Source organism: Hymenobacter volaticus (assembly GCF_022921055.1).
Taxonomy (GTDB): domain Bacteria; phylum Bacteroidota; class Bacteroidia; order Cytophagales; family Hymenobacteraceae; genus Hymenobacter; species Hymenobacter volaticus.
Map to the genome: position 1 here is coordinate 5,254,072 of NZ_CP095061.1, position 21,216 is coordinate 5,275,287.

At 51.9% G+C, this 21,216-nt stretch carries 20 protein-coding genes; 16 read left to right on the plus strand and 4 right to left on the minus strand.

Going from position 1 to position 21,216, the window contains the following annotated elements; genetic code table 11:
• Positions 1–259: 259 nt before the first annotated feature.
• Complete coding sequence (locus tag MUN86_RS31925) at positions 260–622, plus strand: rhomboid family intramembrane serine protease (protein ID WP_311181762.1); 363 nt, start codon at positions 260–262, stop codon at positions 620–622.
• Between the two features lie 211 nt (positions 623–833).
• Complete coding sequence (locus MUN86_RS22965) at positions 834–1,124, plus strand: PLD nuclease N-terminal domain-containing protein (RefSeq protein WP_245120301.1); 291 nt, start codon at positions 834–836, stop codon at positions 1,122–1,124.
• 118 nt (positions 1,125–1,242) lie between these two features.
• On the opposite strand, the gene MUN86_RS22970 is transcribed toward MUN86_RS22965, so the two are convergent.
• Positions 1,243–1,863, minus strand: coding sequence for a DUF2939 domain-containing protein (locus tag MUN86_RS22970; protein ID WP_245120303.1), 621 nt, complete (start codon positions 1,861–1,863; stop codon positions 1,243–1,245).
• 1,165 nt (positions 1,864–3,028) lie between these two features.
• Between MUN86_RS22970 and MUN86_RS22975 the strand changes: the two genes are divergently transcribed.
• Complete coding sequence (locus MUN86_RS22975; RefSeq protein WP_245120305.1) at positions 3,029–3,415, plus strand: helix-turn-helix domain-containing protein; 387 nt, start codon at positions 3,029–3,031, stop codon at positions 3,413–3,415.
• Positions 3,416–3,836: 421 nt separating this feature from the next.
• On the opposite strand, the gene MUN86_RS22980 is transcribed toward MUN86_RS22975, so the two are convergent.
• The 3 genes from MUN86_RS22980 to recF all read right to left on the minus strand — a co-directional run bounded on the left by MUN86_RS22980 (position 3,837) and on the right by recF (position 6,280).
• Entirely contained in the window at positions 3,837–4,400 is a 564-nt protein-coding gene (locus tag MUN86_RS22980; protein WP_245120307.1) for an acyl-CoA thioesterase, read from the minus strand.
• A gap of 356 nt (positions 4,401–4,756) precedes the next feature.
• Complete coding sequence (locus MUN86_RS22985; RefSeq protein WP_245120309.1) at positions 4,757–5,074, minus strand: DciA family protein; 318 nt, start codon at positions 5,072–5,074, stop codon at positions 4,757–4,759.
• A gap of 69 nt (positions 5,075–5,143) precedes the next feature.
• On the minus strand, positions 5,144–6,280 hold the full coding sequence (gene recF, locus MUN86_RS22990; protein ID WP_245120311.1) for a DNA replication/repair protein RecF: 1,137 nt from the start codon (positions 6,278–6,280) through the stop codon (positions 5,144–5,146).
• A gap of 188 nt (positions 6,281–6,468) precedes the next feature.
• Here recF and pdhA point away from each other — a divergent pair, with 188 nt between their 5' ends.
• The 13 genes from pdhA to recJ all read left to right on the plus strand — a co-directional run bounded on the left by pdhA (position 6,469) and on the right by recJ (position 21,195).
• The gene (gene pdhA / locus MUN86_RS22995) at positions 6,469–7,524 is read left to right on the plus strand and encodes a pyruvate dehydrogenase (acetyl-transferring) E1 component subunit alpha (RefSeq protein ID WP_245120313.1); all 1,056 of its coding nucleotides are present in this window, start codon (positions 6,469–6,471) and stop codon (positions 7,522–7,524) included.
• A gap of 217 nt (positions 7,525–7,741) precedes the next feature.
• On the plus strand, positions 7,742–8,356 hold the full coding sequence (locus MUN86_RS23000) for a tetratricopeptide repeat protein (RefSeq protein ID WP_245120315.1): 615 nt from the start codon (positions 7,742–7,744) through the stop codon (positions 8,354–8,356).
• A gap of 151 nt (positions 8,357–8,507) precedes the next feature.
• Positions 8,508–8,984: a 6,7-dimethyl-8-ribityllumazine synthase gene (gene ribH, locus MUN86_RS23005; protein ID WP_245120317.1), complete on the plus strand. Its 477-nt coding sequence runs from the start codon at positions 8,508–8,510 to the stop codon at positions 8,982–8,984.
• 246 nt (positions 8,985–9,230) lie between these two features.
• Positions 9,231–9,614: a TraR/DksA family transcriptional regulator gene (locus tag MUN86_RS23010; RefSeq protein ID WP_245120319.1), complete on the plus strand. Its 384-nt coding sequence runs from the start codon at positions 9,231–9,233 to the stop codon at positions 9,612–9,614.
• Positions 9,615–9,793: 179 nt separating this feature from the next.
• The gene (locus MUN86_RS23015) at positions 9,794–11,779 is read left to right on the plus strand and encodes a pseudouridine synthase (protein ID WP_245120321.1); all 1,986 of its coding nucleotides are present in this window, start codon (positions 9,794–9,796) and stop codon (positions 11,777–11,779) included.
• A gap of 188 nt (positions 11,780–11,967) precedes the next feature.
• Positions 11,968–12,708: a type III pantothenate kinase gene (locus MUN86_RS23020; protein WP_245120323.1), complete on the plus strand. Its 741-nt coding sequence runs from the start codon at positions 11,968–11,970 to the stop codon at positions 12,706–12,708.
• The gene (gene bamG, locus MUN86_RS23025) at positions 12,695–14,032 is read left to right on the plus strand and encodes a BamG family beta-barrel-assembly machinery protein (RefSeq protein ID WP_245120325.1); all 1,338 of its coding nucleotides are present in this window, start codon (positions 12,695–12,697) and stop codon (positions 14,030–14,032) included. Before MUN86_RS23020 ends, bamG begins: the two co-directional genes overlap by 14 nt.
• Positions 14,033–14,048: 16 nt before the next feature.
• Positions 14,049–14,636, plus strand: coding sequence for an LPS export ABC transporter periplasmic protein LptC (lptC, locus tag MUN86_RS23030; RefSeq protein ID WP_245120327.1), 588 nt, complete (start codon positions 14,049–14,051; stop codon positions 14,634–14,636).
• Between the two features lie 5 nt (positions 14,637–14,641).
• Positions 14,642–14,905: a hypothetical protein gene (locus MUN86_RS23035; protein ID WP_245120329.1), complete on the plus strand. Its 264-nt coding sequence runs from the start codon at positions 14,642–14,644 to the stop codon at positions 14,903–14,905.
• A gap of 189 nt (positions 14,906–15,094) precedes the next feature.
• Entirely contained in the window at positions 15,095–15,229 is a 135-nt protein-coding gene (locus tag MUN86_RS31360) for a hypothetical protein (protein WP_280640564.1), read from the plus strand.
• On the plus strand, positions 15,205–17,214 hold the full coding sequence (locus MUN86_RS23040; RefSeq protein WP_245120331.1) for a peptidylprolyl isomerase: 2,010 nt from the start codon (positions 15,205–15,207) through the stop codon (positions 17,212–17,214). Before MUN86_RS31360 ends, MUN86_RS23040 begins: the two co-directional genes overlap by 25 nt.
• 240 nt (positions 17,215–17,454) lie before the next feature.
• Complete coding sequence (locus MUN86_RS23045; RefSeq protein WP_245120333.1) at positions 17,455–19,266, plus strand: tetratricopeptide repeat protein; 1,812 nt, start codon at positions 17,455–17,457, stop codon at positions 19,264–19,266.
• A 207-nt stretch (positions 19,267–19,473) separates the two neighbouring features.
• On the plus strand, positions 19,474–21,195 hold the full coding sequence (recJ, locus tag MUN86_RS23050) for a single-stranded-DNA-specific exonuclease RecJ (protein ID WP_245120335.1): 1,722 nt from the start codon (positions 19,474–19,476) through the stop codon (positions 21,193–21,195).
• Positions 21,196–21,216 lie beyond the last annotated feature (21 nt).

A 21,216-nucleotide genomic window follows, 5' to 3' on the forward strand; every position in this document is an offset into this window, starting at 1 on the left:
TGGCATACGCTGCTGTGCTTTGGCGCTGTCGGCTGTTACTCATACACCAACTCAGTATTCTCTTACGACTTCCCTCTAAACTTCTTCTAATGCCTTTTATCAGTCCTGCCCTGATTCTCATAGCCCTTACGGCTGGTATCTCCATGTACGCCTGGTCTAATCGGGAGCTAATGGAGAAGTGGATCTTTAGCCCCTATCTCGTATCACAACGGGCGAGTGGTATCGGTTCCTTACCTCCGGTTTCCTCCACGCCGACCTTGTGCACTTAGCTTTCAACCTGTTTGCATTCTACTCTTTCAGCCCGGCAGTACTGTCGGAATTTGTGGAAGCTTACGGCTTGAATACCGGCATTGCGTGCTTCCTATTGCTCTACATAGGTGGCATCATCTTGTCGGATATTCCCACATATTTCCGGCACCGTCACGACCCAGCCTACCGCAGCCTTGGGGCTTCGGGCGGAGTATCGTCGGTACTGTTTGCCAGTATCTTGTTTTATCCGGTGGCCCAAGGCGGAGGCGGCATTATCATCTTCCCACTGCCCATCCCGATTCAGCCCTTCCTGTTTGGCTTCTTATATCTAGCGTATTCCTACTATCAAGGCCGTCGTCGGGCGACAACATAAACCACGATGCGCATTTCTATGGTGCTTTGTTCGGGATACTCCTCGGCTTGATCCTTATTCCACAGGCAGGCCTTACATTTTTCCAGCAAGTGCGCGTTTATCTAGTTAATATACTGTAAATCAATCACTTATGTTTATTATAACTCGTGGACTATATCTATTCCGGGAGTTGTGCGTAGAAACCTCGCAAACCAACTCACTCCCGACTCCCATGAACAAACTCACACCTTATCTGAACCGATTCGCAGTAATTGCGCCGATGCTTGCCCTTACTCTCACGACTAGCGCTTGCAGTCGTTTCAATAGCAGAGGCGGCCTTAGCATTTGGGGATTTGTCCTGTTAGCGCTAGACGTACTGGCTCTGATTGACGTTTTCAAGCAGCCTTGGACCATTGGTAAAAAATTGCTCTGGGCTGCTATTATTTTCTTCTTCCCCTTGGGCGGCTTAATCCTTTACTATCTGTTTGCGGGCCGTGGCAACTCCAATACCGGAGTAGTATAACATACCTCAAAAGCCTTTACAGAAAAAGCCTCATCCTGCAATTGCAGGATGGGGCTTTGTTTTTTCTATGGACTTCTGTTGAATCTTGCGGGATTCAACTACATGAACTTCCTGTCCATTACTTCAGCATTCGTTGCTTTTCCAGCCGCGCTACTTGCTTCAGTAAGTCGCCCGTATTTGTGATTTCCGTTACCTGCCAATGGTCGCCGCGGTTGAGCATCTTTAACTCCACAACCATCGTCGTGTCATACTTGGGTTGTGTGAACTCAATACTAACTAGTGCTTGCTTACCTTCTTCCTTTACGTATTTCACGTCTTTGAACTTGCTATCGGGGCTAGCCACTTTACCTGCAAGGCCAGCCAACGAGATGTTCATTATGCCCTTGGAAACAGATGCATCGGCTGCTCCCTGAAGCGAACCGGTTTCAACTAATTGCTGCACTTCTTTCCGAACCATCTGCGAAAGCTGAGGCTTTAGCATTCGCAACGCGCTCTTGAAAGCCAAGCCTCCCGGATTCATAGACCCGAGTTCTGGTCCTTGATTTGCCACTTGGTCCACCAAGCTGCCCGTCACGCTATTCACATCGACATAGCGCTCGAAGGTTGCCATATCGTGTGTACGTGCTGCGTTGGCTACTTGTACCAGCGCGTATTTAGGTCCCGCTTTCAGGCTCTGGTAATAGAAGTAGCCACCCACAGCTGCTAGTACCAACAAGAGTAATAGAATGCTTCGCTTCATTGTAAGAGCAACAGTAAGTTAGATTTTTCAGCCTCTAAAATACCGGTTTCTTCTGTAGGGCTTTGCTTGCTTAAGGCTTCAGGGTTGCGCTTTCAAGGCACTTTGCTGCACTATAAAAACCTTTGGTTGGTTTCGTATTCATATTAGTGGTAACGCCTGTGCCGTAGTGTCTCTATTTATAGTAGCTGTTCTCACATCCTACACTCTGCAGTAGGCTTAGAGGTACAGCGTTGCCTATCGTTCTATTTGCAATGTGGGTAATTGAATCTATTACATCAGTTGGGCGCGAACTTCTAGATTATCCTCTACCGATAAGGTCTATTACGGGCAGTCATAGGGTATAGGCTCTTGAACAGTTGCGCGGGTACACTTGGTTGAAGACGGTGACCGATGCGCTATGCTAAACGTGTTCTGAGAACTAAAGTAGAAGCCAATTATTGGTAGCAGATGTAGCGTTGAGCACCCCGTTTACTGAGGGCTGACAAACGCATTCTTTCACACCTTTCATCCATCGATTGGGCTATACTTGTTTCCTGTTGGTAAGGGTTAGTATTGGCCCCAAACAGCGCTTGCACCTTTAGAGCTTGGGCTTGCCATACTAGGTCCCAAGCCGCAAGCTTATGGCCATAAAACAACTGGTATAAACACAGCAATTCAAGCTGGTACTTGTGCCTGGGTTGCGAATGAACTAGCCTATAGATACTGATTACTACAACTCGATGACTCAGGTATTATTGCCAGTTATCACGCCCTTGTACTTGCTACACTGCCAAGCCCTGGTAAGCATAAAGGAGGTACAACTCGGTTGTTCATTCTTCACAGCATGCTGCATTAGGCACTGCTCTAGGCTATGGCCTCTATTGCCTTTGTACTTAGTGAAAGCCTTATCCCAATCATGGGGTTGTTCAAGCGTGTAACAATAATCAAAACGCCTCTGGTTAGCTGCTTAAAGCGCTTTATGAGGTACAAGTTACAGTGTCCATGTGTACTAGTGTAATGCTGTCCGCTAGTACACTTAACAGTAAGTAACACTGTAAAACCTGTTACACATGTAAACTTTGTTAAGTATTACGCGTTACGTATCATAGTACTATTTACAGGAGTTGTTTTGTTGTTCCGTACAGAAGTGTCATATTTACAATCTCGTTTTACATCAACTCAAACTATGCCGCATCAGGGTCAAATACTGCAAGAAGCCATTAAAAACAGCGGTATTTCTATTACCCGTATAGTAGATGAGTTGGGTATTACACGTCCAACTATATACCGTAAATTCAAGGATGAAACACTTGATTACACGTTTGTAACTCGAGTTGGCGACATAATAGGACACGACTTTTCGTCTGACTTTACGGTGTTACAGCAGGCGAGTTTACCATTTGTATCATCTAGTGCAGCTGTTACACCTTCGTCAAGTGTAACGCAGCGTAATGCACCGTTACAACAGCCTGAACCGGATTGTGTAAAACAGCTTATGGCCCTTCAAACCAAGTATATTTCCTTGCTGGAGGCCTACAATGAGCTACTATTGAAAGTGTATGGTCCACGTTGACAAAAATGTTCCACGTGAAACATTTTTGTCTGTTGTATCTTGAACACATTCAGAATATCCACATCGAATTCTGACGTAACAATACCTGCATACAAGATGATAAAGCGTTGCAGATATAGGCAGAATGGTTAGGTGTACAACTGGTTTTATAGCTGCAGTAAGTATTTTAATTGGGCTGGAGAAACAGGTGTACAGTAGCATAAGTAGAGACTCGCAACAAGGCTAATAAGCTAGCCATAGGGGATGGATAAGGGAAGCTGCTGGTCTCGTACTTGGCACGAAAGCACACTCCCTAAAAAAAGCAAAAAGGCGAGACGCATTTAAGTGCATCTCGCCTTTTTTAGTCAAGGCAAATAAGTGGTTCAAGAAGCTCTATAGCTCTTGTGTTAGGGTAGCGTAAAAGCACTCACATAATAAGTTTTCAGTACGTGATTCTGCACCTCTCATTGTCTAAGAGATAGAGTTGCTGTTCAACCGCGAGAGCTGTTAAGGCATTGTCAAATTCACGTCGGTGCTGCGCGTTGAACTCACGCCGTTTGATGGCTTCCAGAAAGCGTCGTGTATCTTCGGTTGATTCCAATGATAGCCCTGGCACAACCGTTGGTTTACCAGTATCGTCCTTGGCCACCATCGTGAAGTAAGAGGTATTGGTGTGCTTGACAGTACCCGTGCGAACATCCTCCGCAATGACCTTGATGCCGACCAACAGGGAGGTTCTACCTACGTAGTTCACGGAAGCTAGTAACGAAACTAGTTCGCCAACTTCCACTGGTTGAAGAAAGTTGACCCCATCAACGCTAACGGTGACGCAGTAAGTACCCGCATGTTTGGAAGCAGCCGCATAGGCTACTTTGTCCATCAAGGAAAGAAGAATACCGCCGTGGATCTTACCACCGAAATTGGCGTACGACGGAATCATCAGTTCCGTCAGGGTAACGCGTGAATAAGAGACCGGTCTAAAATCCGGTAGGGGAGATGAAGCCATAGAAAGGATTATGAGGTAGAGGTAGGTGGATTAGCCATGCCAAAAGAGCACGTTTGCGCAACATAGGTAACCCTGCAGTACCATATAGAATTCAAGGCTAGTTCTTAAGAAGAGCTAGCTAAAGCAAGCAAGAAAGTAGGGCCGTTCGCAAGAGCACATGAGCTTATGCCACTCAAACTGTATGTAGGATGAGCACGAGCAGGGTCAAACCCATTAGGTCGAGAAAAGCCTGTATATATATGGGTAACTTGGCGGGATAGAAGATCCTAATGGATATAAGTAAATATGTGATGTTGGCTACACAAGTATATCTGAAACCATAGCTAACACAGGCACTAACGAATTCTACCTATTGGCTACAGAAAGACAACCTCTTTGATTACAGGCTCACCTACCTCTAAGTTGATCAGCTCCATAACGCGCGTCTTTGCCATCACCAGTTCGTGCTTGAGAGGAGCAGAGGTAAGACGAACGAATAGTTTGCCATTGCTTACATATACCTCCTTCGTCTTCAAAGCGACTGCCTTACCCATCACACGCTCCCAGCTTGCAACCACCGTTACTTCATTCAGCTTGCCTTGTAATCGATACGCTTTAAGTAGCGACTTAATACTGTCCTTGAGAGACACAATATCCCCTTGCCGGGAGTTTTCGAAAGAGCTAGGTTTTTTCAAGGTCAACCAGTATAATAATGCGCGAGAAGGGTGCTGTCGGGGCGAACAGTAAATATACTCACCCCGAATCTATAGCGCTACTACCGTTCCTTTTTCAACTCGAAAACGACTAACCTGTTCCGACAAACTGGCCAAGGCCCGGTCAGTGCGGTCAAGGTGCGTATCAGTCAGGAAGACTTGCCCGAATGTGTGATCGGCAACCAACTGAAGAAGGCGGGTAATACGTTTCTCGTCGAGCCGGTCGAAAATGTCGTCAAGCAGAAGTAGGGGCTTGTGCTGTTTGCGAGCAGCTAGTATTTCGAACTGGGCCAGCTTCAATGAAATTACATACGACTTCTGTTGACCCTGCGAGGCATAACTCTTAACTGGTAAATTATCCATTAAGAAAACGAAGTCATCCTTATGCGGCCCGATAGTGGTGCGTTGTAGCGCAAGATCTTTGCGCTCGTGTAGGCGCAGAAGCTTAGCGAAATCAGCTTCGAGTAATTGCGTTTTATAATCAAGCGTAACAACCTCTCGGCTGTCGGCGAGCTGCTGATAGTGGCGCTGGAAAACTGGCGTGAAATCCTGAAGGAATTGTTGACGAGCTTCTATAATCTTTTGCCCAGCCGGCACGAGTTGCTCATCTAGTACGAGTAAGTATTCTCGGTCGTAGCCACCTTGCCGCTCGGCAGCCAGCTTAAGCAGTGAGTTGCGCTGTCGTAAGATGTGGTTGTAGGCAATAAGCAGCTCTAGATATTCATGGTCGAGCTGCGAGATAAGGCTGTCAAAATACTTGCGTCGTTCCTCACTGCCTTGCCGAATAAGGTCGGTGTCATAGGGAGAAATAAGTACGGCCGGATATCGACCGATGTGGTCGGATATGCGTTCATAAGGTTGCTTGTCATGTGTTACCGCTTTCTTCTGACCGACCCGCAGACTAACCTGAATAACTTCAGGAGAAAGGGGCGACGAGGGAAGGGCAGGGTCTTCTGGAGTACGCTGAAATCTTCCTTTCACCACAAAGAACTCTTCGTCCTGTTTTATGCTTTGCGTATCAGCAGTGGAGAAAGCGCTTTTGGTGAGGGAAAGGTAATGGATAGCGTCAAGCAGGTTAGTCTTGCCACTACCATTGTCACCCACAAAACAATTGATACGCGGAGAGAGGCGGAGATTAGCTTCGCTATAGTTTTTGAAGAACAATAACTGTAGGTTTTCTAGAATCATGCGAGGTTCGTAATTGCAATCCTTTTACGTACTTTCGCATCCCAAACGCGAATAACTGAAAGCAAGATGGCGGAGACGAAAGTAAAGGCTGCCCCAAGGCTTCCAATTCGACGAAAAAATCGTCGACTACGAAAGCCGCATCCAAGCCCAATGAAGCTGCAGCCGAAACGGTAGGGCAGCCAGATCCTATGTTGCCCCCTTCCAACCCCGAAGCAGAAGCTGCTACGGGCTCTCCGAAGGCAAGCAGCCCAGCCAATCCAGAGTTTCCAAAAGAGACGTACCTGACTTGGTACGAGCAAATGCAGCTCATGCGGAAGTTCGAGGAGAAGGCTGGTCAGCTGTACGGTCAACAGAAGATTAAAGGTTTCTGCCACCTCTACATTGGGCAAGAAGCCTGTGTAGCTGGAGCCGTATCGGCCCTTACCAAAGGCGATAAATGGATCACGGCTTACCGCGACCACGCTCACCCGCTAGCGCTAGGTACTTCACCAAATGCTATCATGGCTGAACTGTTTGCAAAAGCTACAGGTTGCTCGAAAGGCAAAGGTGGCTCTATGCACATATTTGATAAGGAGGTGAACTTTGTTGGTGGTCACGGCATCGTGGGTGGTCAAGTTCCGTTAGGAGCCGGGCTGGCATTTGCCGAGAAATACAACAAGACTGGCAAACTCTGCATCTGCTATATGGGCGATGGTGCCGTACGCCAAGGCGCTCTGCACGAAGCTTTCAATATGGCCATGCTCTGGAAGCTACCAGTCATCTTCGTGGTGGAAAATAATGGCTACGCTATGGGTACATCCGTGCAGCGTACTTCCAATGTAACGGAGCTGTATACGCTAGGTGAGTCGTACGACATGCCTTCGGAGCCCGTGAATGCCATGAACGTAGAAGACGTACACAATGCGGTAGCTCGTGCGGCTGAGCGTGCTCGCGCAGGCGAAGGCCCAACGTTCTTGGAGTTCAAGACCTACCGCTACAAAGGCCACTCGATGAGTGACCCTGCCAAGTATCGCACCAAGGAAGAACTAGAAGACTACCGTTCGCGCGATGCTATCGAAGCAGTCCGCCATACGATCCTTACGAACAACATGGCTACCGAGGAAGACTTGACCGCCATTGACGAGAAGATAAAGGCACGGGTACAGGAGTCGGTTGATTTCGCTGAAACTTCACCGTACCCAAGCGCAGACGAGCTGTACAAGGACGTGTATGTGCAGCAAGACTATCCTTACATCCGCGACTAGTATTCAGATGCGGAGACGCACCCGGCTTCGGCCGTTGATGACTTAGCAATTACCTCATGTCGAAGATTCCATATACGGGTAAAACCCCCGGCGCCCGTCAGCCTCAACAGCAAGTTGCGGCCGATCCGCTGCAACCCATTGAAAGCTATAACCCGAGCATCCGCTGCTAGAGGACCCAGATGCTCTGGCTACTCGGCTAGTAGAAACGGAGGATTTCTTGCGTCGTAAGAAAGGCATCCTGCTCGGCTTGCTCGCAGTGTTGGTACTAGCAGTGGTAGGAGCATTTGCCTTTTTCACTTGGCGTAGTTCGCAAGACACCAAGGCCCAGGCGGCCATGTTCCAAGCCGTGAATTACTGGGAAGCTGATTCGCTGAAGAAGGCAATGAAAGGCGACGGCCAGTATGTTGGGCTGGAATCTATTGCTAATGAGTATGGTGGCACTAAAGCAGGCAACCTAGCCAATTTCTATGCGGGTGTGGCTGCGCTCAAGCAAGGCCAGTATAAAGCGGCGGCTGATTACCTAGAGGATTTCTCGTCGGACGACTTGCTGCTTCAAGCGCGGGCTTATGCTTTGCTAGGCGATGCTAACCTGGAGCAGAACAAGTACAAAGAGGCGGCTGACTTCTATGAAAAGGCTGCCAACCACAATGCTAGTGAGCAGTTCACTCCCGGTTACTTGATGAAGCAAGCTACCGCACTTGAGCTAGCCAAAAACTACGAAGGAGCAGCCAAAGCTTATGACCGGATCCTGACGGACTATCCTAATTCATTTGAGGTAGCCGAGGCGCGTCAATACAAGGCCCGCGCCGAAGGTCTTACCGCTAGCAAGTAGCTTAGCTTCTATTGAAAGCAGAAAGCAGAAAAGGACGGCCCTCAGGCCGTCCTTTTCTCTTATACACCAAATGATCCAAGAAGCAGCTATAGTGTCCTTATCGGTAGCAAGAGTACCTTTGGCGGCAAGAACTCAAGCAACAAATCCTACTATGGCAACATCGCTGAAAAACCTAAGCGAGTATACTTCCGACCAGTTCATTGATATTTCCGAGAAGCGCTTCGGCTTAGTGGTAGCCGAGTGGAATCGGGAAATAACCGATACACTAGCCAAAGGTGCGTACGACACGCTCATTAAGCACGGGGCCAAAGAAGAGAACATCTTCCGCAATACAGTGCCCGGGAGCTTTGAGCTAACGCTAGGAGCGCAGTTGCTAGCCCAACACGAAGAGATAGACGCTGTCATTTGCCTGGGCGTAGTGATAAAAGGCGAGACCAAGCACGACGATTATATCTGCCACGCAGTAGCGAATGGCATCACCAACGTGGGACTCAAGTTCAACAAGCCAGTTATCTTTGGTCTAGTAACCACAAACACGCTAGAGCAGGCGTGGGACCGGGCCGGAGGCAAGCACGGAAATAAAGGAGTGGAGGGCGCAGTAGCCGCCATTCATATGCTTGGCTTTTAGACTTATCCGAACGGTTGGCAATGTTAAGCTTCCGTAATATATTACAGTACTTATCAGACAAAAGCGTAGCTTTGCGCCCGAAAATAGCCAGGTCTAAAAGCTTGGTTAGGATGAAAGCCAGATATGGCATAAAATTCGGGTAAACTAAATTGCCTGTATTGCTGTTCAGGCCACATCCAGGAATCTAGTCGGTTCTGCCGGCAGCCTCTTCATTGTCCAATCCTAGTTTACTTTTTCTTACCCGACATGAGTGACGAAACTATGCGCTATTCCAGGGAGGATTTGGCCGAATTCGAGCAAATCATCCAGGAAAAGCTGACCGCCGCCCGCAAAGAGGTTGTCTTTATTAAAGAAACCTTGAGCCGCAAAAATGATTCAGGTACCGACAATACGGCTTCGTCGTCGAAGGTACTCGAGGATGGAGCAGACACTGCTGAGAAGGAGAGTTTGAACCAGTTGGCCTCGCGTCAGATGAAGTTCATCCAACAGCTTGAGAACGCACTGGTGCGTATCAAAAACAGTACCTATGGCGTGTGCATTGGTACCGGCAAGCTGATTCCGAAAGAGCGTCTGCGTGCTGTTCCTCACACCCAGCACTCAATCGAAGCTAAGATGGCTCGTCGCGACTAACGACAAACTGCCACTACACGATGCCCGGACTACCGGCCGGCTTCTCCATGCGTGGAGGACGGGCTGCTAGTCCGGGCACTGTTTTCAGCGGTCTTTCGTTAGCCGCGAATAAGCCGTAACTTATAGTATTCACAAATTCTCATTCGTACCGTAGCGATACGGAACACATACTTGCAACCATGGGCAAGAAACATAACTCCGGCGATACCCCTAACCGCCGTGGTCGCACTGAGCGGCCATCTTCCGGCAACACCGGCTCCGGTTTTTATCAGAAATTCAGTACGCCTCGTCCCGGTGCTGACCGGCCGGGCCGTGGAGATGCGCCACGTTTTGGCGGTGCCAATGACCGCGAGCGGTCTGGTGGCAACCCACGCTTTGGTGACAGCAACCGTGACAGTGGTTCCGCGCCTCGCTCTAATTTTGGCCGTAGCACTGGCGACCGGCCTGGTGGGTTTGGTGGTCCTAAGAAGTTCGGTACTGGCACTGGAGGTTTCGGTAAGCCTGCCAGCGGTAGCTTCAACCGTGGTGGCGAAAGCAACTCGGGTGGTGGCTATAAAGGCCGCGAAAGCAACAGTGGGAGCCGGCCCTACGGCAACCGGCAGGAGGGTGGATCAGGCCGGTCATTCGACCGCAGTGCACCACGCCGCGACGATGACCGGCGGCCAGGTGGCTATGGTGGTGGTACACGCAACAATGAGGAGCGCCCAGCCCGACCGTTTGAGCCAAAGAAGACTTGGAACGGGCAGCCTTATCGGCGAGAAGGCGATATTGCTGTACCCCGCGGAAATCCGGGTGAGCGGAACCGTAAGTTTGTTAAGACGGATCCTAATCTGAAAGACAAACCAACGCCTGCTGCCCCACGCGAGTCAGATTTCAACCGAGAGCCACGCCCCGCCGAAGAACTTGGTCCAGACCGTGCTATTCGGCTTGCTCGACCATTTGATTTCCGAGGCCGTCCAGATGAATTTGGTGAGGAAAAAGAGCAGCGCCCAGCCCGCCGCGAAAGCAGCGAAGAGCGCCCCCGTGGCAACTACAATGAGCGGCGCGAAGGCGGCTTTGGTAGCAGCACCGGGGAGCGGCGCAGCTTCGGCAACCGTAGCACCGGCGAGCAGCGCGAAGGTGGCTTCGGTGCTAGTCGTGCTTTCGGTGGTCCGCAGGAGCGAGGCTACGGTAACCGGCCCGACAGCCAAGGTTCCAGTGAGTCGCGTTCGGCCCGTCCATATGGTGAGCGGAGCGACCGCCCGGCTCGGCCTTTCGGGGAGCGTGCCGAACGCCCCGAGCGTACCTTGCGTCCTGACAATCGTCCGGGGCGTGATGCCTCAACTCCCAACCGTGCCGATAAGATGAAGCGCGGTGACGTAGCCGGGCAAGCGCCCGATTACAAGAACCTGAAGCACTACGAGCAAGACAAAACCAGAGGCAACAAACGTCGCCGCGAGGAAGAGGATACGGCAAATGGGGAGGTGCGTTTGAACCGCTACATTGCCAATGCTGGTATTTGCTCGCGTCGTGATGCCGATGCTCTAATTGCAGCCGGCGAAATCAAGGTAAATGGACAGGTAGTAACCGAGATGGGTTACAAGGTGCAACCCACGGATACCGTGCAGTACGGCAAAACCAACCTCAACCGAGAGAAATTGGTGTACGTGTTGCTCAACAAGCCGAAAGATTTCATCACCACTACCGACGATCCGGAAGGACGCCGTACCGTGATGGAACTGGTGAAGGAAGCTTCGAAAGAGCGCATCTTCCCAGTTGGTCGCCTTGACCGCAACACCACCGGGCTGTTGCTTTTCACCAACGATGGCGAAGTAGCGCAGAAGTTGTCTCACCCTTCGCACCGCAACAAAAAGATCTACCAGGTAGAACTTAGCAAACCACTGACGGAAGAGCACCTCGGACAGATTGCAGCTGGTCTGGAACTGGAAGATGGCAAAGCGGAAGTAGACGACGTAGCAGTAGTAGCAGGCAACGCGCACTTCGTGGGCATTGAAATCCACATTGGTCGCAACCGTATTGTGCGGCGCATCTTCGAGCACTTAGGCTATGAAGTGGTTTCGCTGGACCGGGTGCAGTACGCTGGCCTTACCAAGAAGGACTTGCCACGCGGTAAATGGCGTTTCCTAAACGAGAAAGAAGTTATTCGCCTGAAATACTTCATGTAAGAAGTGACGGGTGAGGAGGTGGTAGCCATTAGGTTGAAAAGTATAGAAATAAAGTTGCCGAAGTATTTCCGCTCGGAACGCAACCTTGTCAGCTTAAATACTCTCTTCCACTTGACGGCTGATGGCAGTAACTAACTCTTACTCTGTCGCCTCCTCACTTGCCACCTATTCCCTTTTATACACTACTCGTGCGCACGCTTACCCTCGACATCGGCAATACGGCTGTGAAGTACGGCTGCTTTGAAGACGATGCGCTGATTGAAACAGCTGATTGTACGCTTGATGAGTTAACTGTCGCCATCCGGCGCCTCACACCCAAGCATGCCATTATATCGTCGGTAACTGCTACCACCTCTGAATGGGCAAGCCTGCTGAAGGCGGAATTGATGGGGGAGGTACTTGAATTCCGTCCGGCAACTACGCCATTACCATTGCAAAATGCCTACGCCACTCCACACACACTTGGGGCCGACAGGCTGGCAGCGGCGGTAGGTGCAGCTTGGCGCCGACCTAATCAAGATACGCTCATCGTGGACGCGGGTACGGCCATCAAGTGCGACTTGGTGGAGGGTGGGCACACGTTCCGGGGCGGTAGTATTGCACCCGGATTACAGCTGCGTTTTCGGGCGCTACATACGTTTACCGGGCGCTTGCCGTTGGTGGAACTGCCTTCTAACTTGGAAGCTCCTGTTCCTCTGACTGGCGACAACACTACAGCAGCCATCCAAAGTGGAGTGCTGAATGGAGCCGCTGCCGAAGTGAACGGACTGATCGACAGATACCGGGAGCAATTTCCGGAACTTGGGGTGGTATTGGCCGGCGGCGATGCTGGCTTTTTCCAACCCCGGTTGAAAGGCCTTATCTTTGCCATTCCGGAGCTTGTGTTGATAGGGCTCCACCGCATATTAGCTTACAATGTTGAACTCTAAATACGCTGGGCTGCTGGGACTAACGCTGTTGAGTCTCGGAGTTGCCACCCGCAGCCAAGGCCAACGGCTCGGCAATTCGCCATACTCTCGCTTAGGTTTAGGCGACACGTATTTTAATGCAGGTGGTGTCCGGCAAACGGGCATGGGAGGAACCGGCTTGGCCGCGCCCAACGGGGTGCAAGTTAACGACCTGAACCCGGCTTTGCTGTACTACATGAACCGCACTACGTGGGAGGTGGCCGTGAACAGCCAGTACAAAACGGTGCGCAACAATATTCAGTCGCAGAAGACGGGTAGCGCTACGCTCGGGTACTTTGCGCTAGCCGTGCCACTCTCTACGCGTTGGGGAGCCGCTATTGGCCTTAAGCCCTTCAGCTCCGTAGATTACGAATCGGTGCAAACGAGTGTGCTGAGTGATTTAAGCCAGACGCCGGTACAGTACCGCTACATGGGTCAGGGAGATTTGACGGAAGCGTACTTCGGACAAGGTATTCGGTTGGCAAAAGGCTTGTCGGCGGGGCTGACAGCTTCGTACATCTTCGGCAGTATCGATTTATCGACCGGAACGCAGGTGCAGGTAGCTAATCCCTTGACTGACACCCGAGCGGTACTGATCGACCATATCCACTACTCCGACTTCAAATTCCGGGGTGGCCTTCACTACCGCGGTAAGTTTAACGACAAGCTGAACTACAATGTAGGGAGCGTCTATGCTTTCCAAACCAACCTGAGTGGCGACCGACTGCAGACCCAAGAAACTCAGAACCCGGATGGCAGCCAATTAAGTGGTACCCGAGCTGATACTCTGGCTCAGCAAACAGGTTATGCTGTAGTGCCCGCGCTAGCACAATTTGGCATCAGCATCGACAACAACAAAAACTGGTCGATCAACGCGGACGTGGCGCAGCAGGAGTGGTCGAAATTCCGGTCGTTCAACCAGCAAGGTGGTACCGCTGCCGTGCCCTTGAGCAACACGTTTCGGGCGGCGTTGGGCGGGGAGTATGTTCCCGACCCTACTTCTGTTGATAATTATTTCAAACGCGTAACGTATCGGGTCGGTATTTCGATGGCTCAGATGCCTTACCGTCCTGCGGGCCAAACCCTCTACGACCGGGCTATCAGCTGGGGCTTCTCGCTGCCTGTATCGGCTTCGCCACTCGAAGCTACCACGGTTAGTTTAGGCTTCACCTATGGACAGCGCGGCAACACCGATGTGAACCGGGTGAGTGGTAGTGAAGAGCGAAACATCAAAGAAGACTACATCCGGGCACAGTTGGGAATTTCGCTTAACAACCGTTGGTTTATTAAGCGTCGGATTGAATAAGCTGCCGATCCTACCCATGCGTACTTCTCACTCGATACACTCGTTGCCTTCCCGCGCGGCTCTGTTCTTGCTGCTAGCGGGTTCGTTGGCTACTGGCTGCAAAAAAGCCGAGCCGCAAGCCAAGGAGCCAGTGAAGTATAATGGGCCGTTGTTGGAGTCAACGAATGTGCTGACTTTGTACAGCGACTCTGCCAAGCTGCAAGTCCGGTACACTGCTCCACTTGAGCAGCAATTTGAAAATGGAGACCAACTCTACCCGAAAGGATTACAGGTAACTTTCTTCGATAAGAGCGGGCAGAAAGTAGTAAACAAGCTGAGCGGCAAGTACTGCAAATACGAGAAGGTGAAGAACCTCTACACGATGCGTGGCAACGTGCGAGTAAACAACGAGGAGAAGCAACAGCGCATGTACACCGAGGAGCTGTTCTACGACAAGCAAAGAAACGTGGTCTACACCGACTCCGCTACTTTCGCGCAGTTCGTGACGCCCACCGACTCCTTAACGGGCTACGGCTTGTTTTATAACATGACTACAAGTCGTTACCTCTTCAAGCGGCCAGCTGGTCAGTTCATTGTTGAGTCAGCTAGTACCACTCCTCAGTAGCAGCCATGCAATTCGATAAAGCTTTGTTGCGCACCGTTTTGTTTTCGGTTGGTGTCGTTTCGTTTGTGATTGGAGCCTACGAAACCGTGTTGCAAAACGATAAAAACGCGTTGCGCGACAACTATTGGTTGTTCATGGTATCGTTTAGCTGCGTGATGCTGTTTCGGTATCTGAAGGCAAAAGAAGAGGAAAAAACAACACCTAAAACACCAGTAAAACAGCCAACAACTAATGCCAAGCCAGTACCGCGCAACAAGCGCCGCGGTTAGGCGGGCTATGGCAATCAAGAGTATAGAACAATGTCATGCTGCGCCTAGCGAAGCAACTGGCCCACGGGGTAAACAACTTCTACTCCACAAGCCAACTGCTTCGCTAAGTGCAGCATGACGCCTTTTCGCCTTTTTCTGATTATTTTGCGACTCTTTACGCTTTAACCTACTGTGCTTTTTTTCAAGTAAATGGCATTAATTAACACGATTCGGGAAAAATCAGGCTGGGCCGTTGGTACTGTTGCCATTGGCATGCTGCTCTTCATTGTGGGCGGCGACCTGATAGGGGGAAAAACCGCTTGTTTGGCGGCAATCAAAACGTAGTAGGCGAAGTATCCGGCCAGAAGATAGAACTGACGGATTTCAACAACGCGTTGGAGCAAGCCAAGCAGTCGTTTGTGCAGCAGCAAGGCCGCCAGCCCGACGAGCAGGCTATGGGCTACTTGCGCGATCAGGCGTGGAACCAGACCATCTACCGCATTGCCTTCCAAAAGGAATTTGATAAGCTTGGGTTGGCCGTATCCGACGACGAACTGACGGATATGGTACAAGGCCGCAACATTCACCCCAGCATTCGGCAGGCCTTTACTGACCCAAAGACCGGGCAGTTCGACCGCGCCAAAATTATTCAGTACCTGCAAGGCCTCGACAAATTGCCACCCGATGCGCAGGCTGCTTGGCAGAACTTCGAAGCCAACCTAGGGCCGGAGCGCATGGGTCAGAAGTACAACAACCTGATCAAGCTAAGCACCTACGTAACGACTGCCGAAGCCAAGCGTTTCGACGAAAACCAAAACACCCGGGCGAGCATGCGCTACCTGTTCGTTCCGTATTTCTCTATCTCCGACTCGGCGGTGAAGGTGACGGACGACCAACTGCAAGCTTACCTCGACAAGAACAAGAGTCGCTACAAAGTAGAAGACGGCCGCAGCATCGAGTACGTAACTATTCCGGTGGTGGCTTCCAAGGAAGATACGGCGGCTGTACAGCAAACCGTTGCCCAACTGGCCACGCAATTTGCCTCGGCTCCCAACGATTCGTTGTTTGTAAAACTTAACTCCGATCAGCCTTACAACCACGCTTTCGTATCACCGGCTGATATGCCAGAGAAGCTGCGTCAGCAGCTGCCTCTCACGGTAGGTAAGGTATATGGCCCATATGCCGAGAATGGCACGATCAGCTTAATCAAAGTAACCGGTGAAAAAGCTGGCGGCCAACCCTCGGCCCGGGCTAGCCACATTCTCATCAAGCCCGAAGGTAACACGCCAGAGGCGGAGGCCGCTGCTTTAGCTAAAGCCAAAAAAGTGCTAGCTGATATTAAGGGCGGTGCTGATTTTGCCGCTATGGCTCGTCAGTATGGCACCGACGGCACCGTAAACACCGGTGGTGATCTAGGCTGGTTCCAGCAGGGCCGTATGGTACCCGAATTCGAGAAGGCCATCTTTGGGGCTACTTCTACTGGCTTGCTGCCGAACCCAGTTAAGACTTCGTTCGGCTACCACGTTATTAAAATCACGGCGCCCAAAACTACGCAGACGTATCAGTTGGCTACTGTGCAGAAGAAGATGGAGCCATCGGAAGCTACGCGTGAAGCGGCTTACACTCGGGCTCAAACGCTGAAAGGCGAAGCCACCGATTTAGAGTCGTTCCGCAAGGTGGTTGCCAAAGAAAAGAACTTGCAGAAGCAGGAAGCAAAAGGTCTTGGCCGCGGCGACCAAGCAGTAAACAGCCTGCAAGGTGCTCGCGAGATTGTGCGTTGGGCTTATGGCACGGCTGGCAAGAAAACTGCAGTCGGCGACGTATCCGAGGTGTTTGAAATAGGTGACCAGTACGTGGTAGCCGTCCTGACCGGGGAGCGGAGCAAGGGCACTGCCGACGTAGCTAGCCTGCGGCCAGAGCTAACTGCTGCCGTGCGCAACGAAGAGAAAGCCAAGCAAATCATTGGCAAGCTAACCGGCAAAACCGGCACCTTGGAGCAGATAGCTGGCACGTACGGCTCGGCTGCCCAAGTGAAGACGGCCGAGGGCGTGGTACTAGGTTCGGGTACGATTCCGGGCCTGGGCAGCGAGCCACTAGCAGTGGGCAAAGCCTTTGGTCTGAAGCCCGGCCAGAAGTCGGCTCCTATCCAGGGCGAGCAAGGTGTGCTGATAGTAGAGCCAGTAAGCGTACAGAAACCTACTGCTCCTTCCGACATAGTTGCTGTACGCAAGCAGCTAACCGACCAGCGGGTAGGCCGCGCTGATGGCTTGATCTACGAAGCCGTGAAAGCCAACGCTAACATCAAAGACGAGCGCAACAAGTTCTTTTAAGCCTTGTTACTTGAAACTAAAAAGCCGCTTCCAGAGAAGCGGCTTTTTTTATGTGCGTTGATTTCGTTGCAAGCCAGCTTGTTTTCAACTTGATGAATGCCGCTAGGCTACGAAGAGATGAGCAACGCAACGAAAGTAGTAGAGAGAATTGCGTCGGATTTCCTGCTTATCTTGAAATGAATCTGGCGGCGCTTCCGTTTGTTTTCACGTCCGTTGTCACTTGCTGCTTATCCTGTTTCTATGCGTCGTCTTCCCAGCCTGCTGTTCTCTTTTCTGCTACTTAGCACCGCGCCGCTTCAGGCCCAGCAAGATGTTGGCAATGTTACTTTGGCTAAAGAATATACCCGCAAAGGAGAGCATGAGAAGGCCGCCTTTCTCTTTAGTAAGCTACCCTCTGACGCGCAAACATCAGTTGCCATACTACCCGACTACCTCGCGTCCTTGCAGGGCCTTAAGCGTTACAAAGACGCTGAGAAACTAGTGAAGCGCGCTATTCGCCAGCATCCCGAGGAGGGAGGCTACGGGGTGTCACTAGGTGCCCTCTACGCGGCCTCCGGCGACCAAGGAACTGCCACCAAGCAATACGAGAAAGTAGTTAGCCAACTCACTTCCGCGCAGGTACTGCCCGTTGCTGCTGAGTTCAGTCGCCGCAACCTGCCCGAGTGGTCGGAGAAGACGTATCTGCGCGGCCGGGAGTTGGCCAAAAACGACTTGGAGTTCAGCACGCAACTCGTGCAGCTCTATACGCAGAACGGCAACACCGAAAAGCTCATGGCGGAAACCCTACGCCTCGTGCAAGACGACGAGCAGCAACTGCCTTTCGTGCGCAATATGCTGCAAAATAGCCTTCAGAATGACAAGGACTTTGATGCTCTAGAGCGCCAGCTGCTAACCAATGTACAGAAGTACCCCGACCGGAGCGTGTACAGCGAGTTGCTGCTGTGGCTGCAAGTCCAGCGTCGGGACTTCACGGGCGCGCTGGTGCAGGCCAAAGCCCTCGACCGCCGTGGCCGCACAGAAGGAAGCCGCGTGATGGATCTGGCCTCCATTGCTCAATACAACAAAGACTACGAAACCGCCATCAGCGGCTACGAATACGTGCTGCGCGAGTACAAGGGTGGACCTTTCTACGCCTCTGCCCGCCAGCGCCTCGTGCAGTCAAGAGAAGCGCAGGTGCGCGAAACTTATCCCGTTGACCCCGCCAAAATTCGGGAGCTTATTGTGCAATATCAGCAGGTACTGACTGAGCTAGGTCGTACGCCCCAGACTGCCCCCGTACTACGTAGCATGGCGGTGCTGCACGCTTTCCAACTCGACGAGAAGGACAAGGCTATAACTCTGCTGCAAGAAGTGATTGACATGCCCCGCGCCAGCATTGAGGTAGTGGATGAGGCCAAAATCAACTTAGCGGACATCTACTTGCTGCGGGCCGAGCCGTGGGAAGCCACCTTGCTGTACTCGCAGGTGGAAAAGTCGCACAAGGATTCGCCGTTAGGATACGAAGCCAAGCTGCGCAACGCTCGCCTCAGCTATTTCGCTGGCGACTTCAAGCTGGCCAAAAGCCACCTCGATATCCTGAAGGAAGCTACCACGCGCGAAATTGCCAACGACGCTATGCAGCTTAGTCTGCTCATCACCGACAACACGGCTATGGATACTGCGGGCGTAGCACTACGCGACTATGCCACCGTGGAGCAGCTTGTGTTCCAAAACAAACTTACCGAAGCGTTGCGCGGCCTCGATGCACTGCTGCAGAAATACCCAGGCCACGCCCTGCAAGACGATGCTTGGTACTTAAAGGCTCAGTTGCAGCGGCGTACCGGCGACTACCGTGCGGCAGTAGCTACGCTCGAGAAAATCACGACAAACCCTAAGTACGATGTACTGAGCGACGACGCCATGTTTTTGCTGGCTAGCATTCAAGAAGAAAACCTGCAAGACAAAGAGCAGGCAAAAACGCTATACAATCAATTTCTGGTAAAGTATCCGGGCAGTATATATGTAGCAGAAGCTCGTAAGCGGTTCAGAAAGCTGCGGGGAGATAGTTTGTAGTGCTACGCGCCACTCGCTTTACCTGAAAAACAAGAACATCAGGCCGTCGGAGACAACGTACTGGCTGTATTTGCGGAAGAATTCGCGTAGGTTGGACATAGCACAAAACTAGATGTTCCGGGATGTAGTAGGCAGCTAACAACTAGGCGGGCGGGGTTTTCTTCGTACTTTTGAAGATAATACTGCCCCGGCCTCCTGCCTGTACTCATGGAAAAACGATGGATTCGCAAACCTGCGCCCGATGCTGAAAAGGTTCAGTTTCTGGCTGACGCGTTGCGCGTGAAGGAAACCATTGTAGCGCTACTCTGCCAGCGCGATATATGCACTTTTGAGGAGGCCCGAGCGTATTTCCGACCAAACCTACGGGAACTGCCCAATCCCTTGCTAATGCGCGACATGGACCGCGCTGTAGCCCGCCTCACCGAGGCCCTGCACAGCGGTCAAAAGGTGCTCGTGTTCGGCGATTATGATGTGGACGGTACCACCTCCGTAGCAGTGGTGTACAGCTACCTGCGCCGCTTTTTCGGCCCCGAGCGCATCGACTATTACATACCTGACCGCTACAAAGAAGGCTACGGGGTATCGGAAGCTGGTATTGACTTTGCCGCGACCAATGGCTTCGCCCTTATTATTGCCCTCGACTGCGGCGTGAAATCTGTGGATAAAGTGGTGTACGCCAACGAGCGAGGCGTCGACTTTATCATCTGTGACCACCACTTGCCGGGCACCGAGCTACCTGATGCTGTAGCCGTGCTCGACCCTAAGCGCCCGGGCTGCGCTTATCCGTTCAAGGACTTGTCGGGGTGTGGCGTTGGTTTCAAACTGATGCAGGCTTTCACCGAAGATCAGGGGTTGGATGAGGAACCCCTCTACGATCTGCTTGACTTGGTGGCCGTAAGTATCGCGGCTGATATCGTGCCCATCATGGGCGAAAACCGGACGCTTGCCTACCACGGCCTGCGCCTGCTCAACGATCCGGCACGGCCACAACGCCCTGGTCTCGATGCGTTGCGCGAGCTAGCCGGTTTGCAAACCACAGAACTGAACATCAGCAGCTTGGTTTTCGGCTTCTCGCCGCGTATCAATGCGGCTGGTCGTATGGGCGACGCTAAGCGCTCGGTAGCTATGCTGCTGGCTGCCAGCAAAGAAGAGGCCTTCGAGAAAGCATCAGTAGTCGACAAAACCAACCAAGAGCGCCGGGGCTTCGACACGAGCATTACCAAGGAGGCCTTGGATATGATAGAGGCCGATGCGCTCTTCCAGGATGCGCATACCACGGTGCTCTACAAGGAAGACTGGCACAAAGGAGTGGTTGGCATAGTGGCCTCGCGCTGCCTCGACAAGTACTACCGCCCCACCATCATCCTGACCCACAGCAATGGCAAAGCCACCGGCTCGGCCCGCTCGGTGGCTGGCTTCGATGTACACCAGGCCATAGAAGAGTGCGCCGACCTGCTCGACCAATACGGAGGGCACATGTACGCCGCGGGTCTCACGCTGCCCGTTGAGAATCTACCGGCTTTCCGGGCCAAGTTCGAGCGGGTGGTGGCGGGCCGCATCTTGCCCGAGCAAATGATTCCGCCGGTGGACATCGATACTGAAATGGAGCTGAGCGAAGTAACCAACGGCTTCTACAACCTGCTCCGCCAAATGGAGCCTTTCGGGCCCGGCAATACCAACCCAACCTTCATGGCCCGCAACGTGTACGCTGCACCTAGCTCGGCTCGCGTGGTAGGTCAGTCGCACCTTAAGCTGGCCCTCACCCAAGACGGCCACCACGTACTCGACGCCATTGGCTTTGGCTTGGCGGAGCATCTGCCACGCATCCTAGAAGGTGAGCCGTTTAGCGTGTGCTACACGGTGGAAATCAACGAGTACCGCGGAGTCAAAACCTTACAGCTGCGGGTAAAGGATATTCGTTGGGAGTAGCGAAGCCGCATTTTAGCGAGC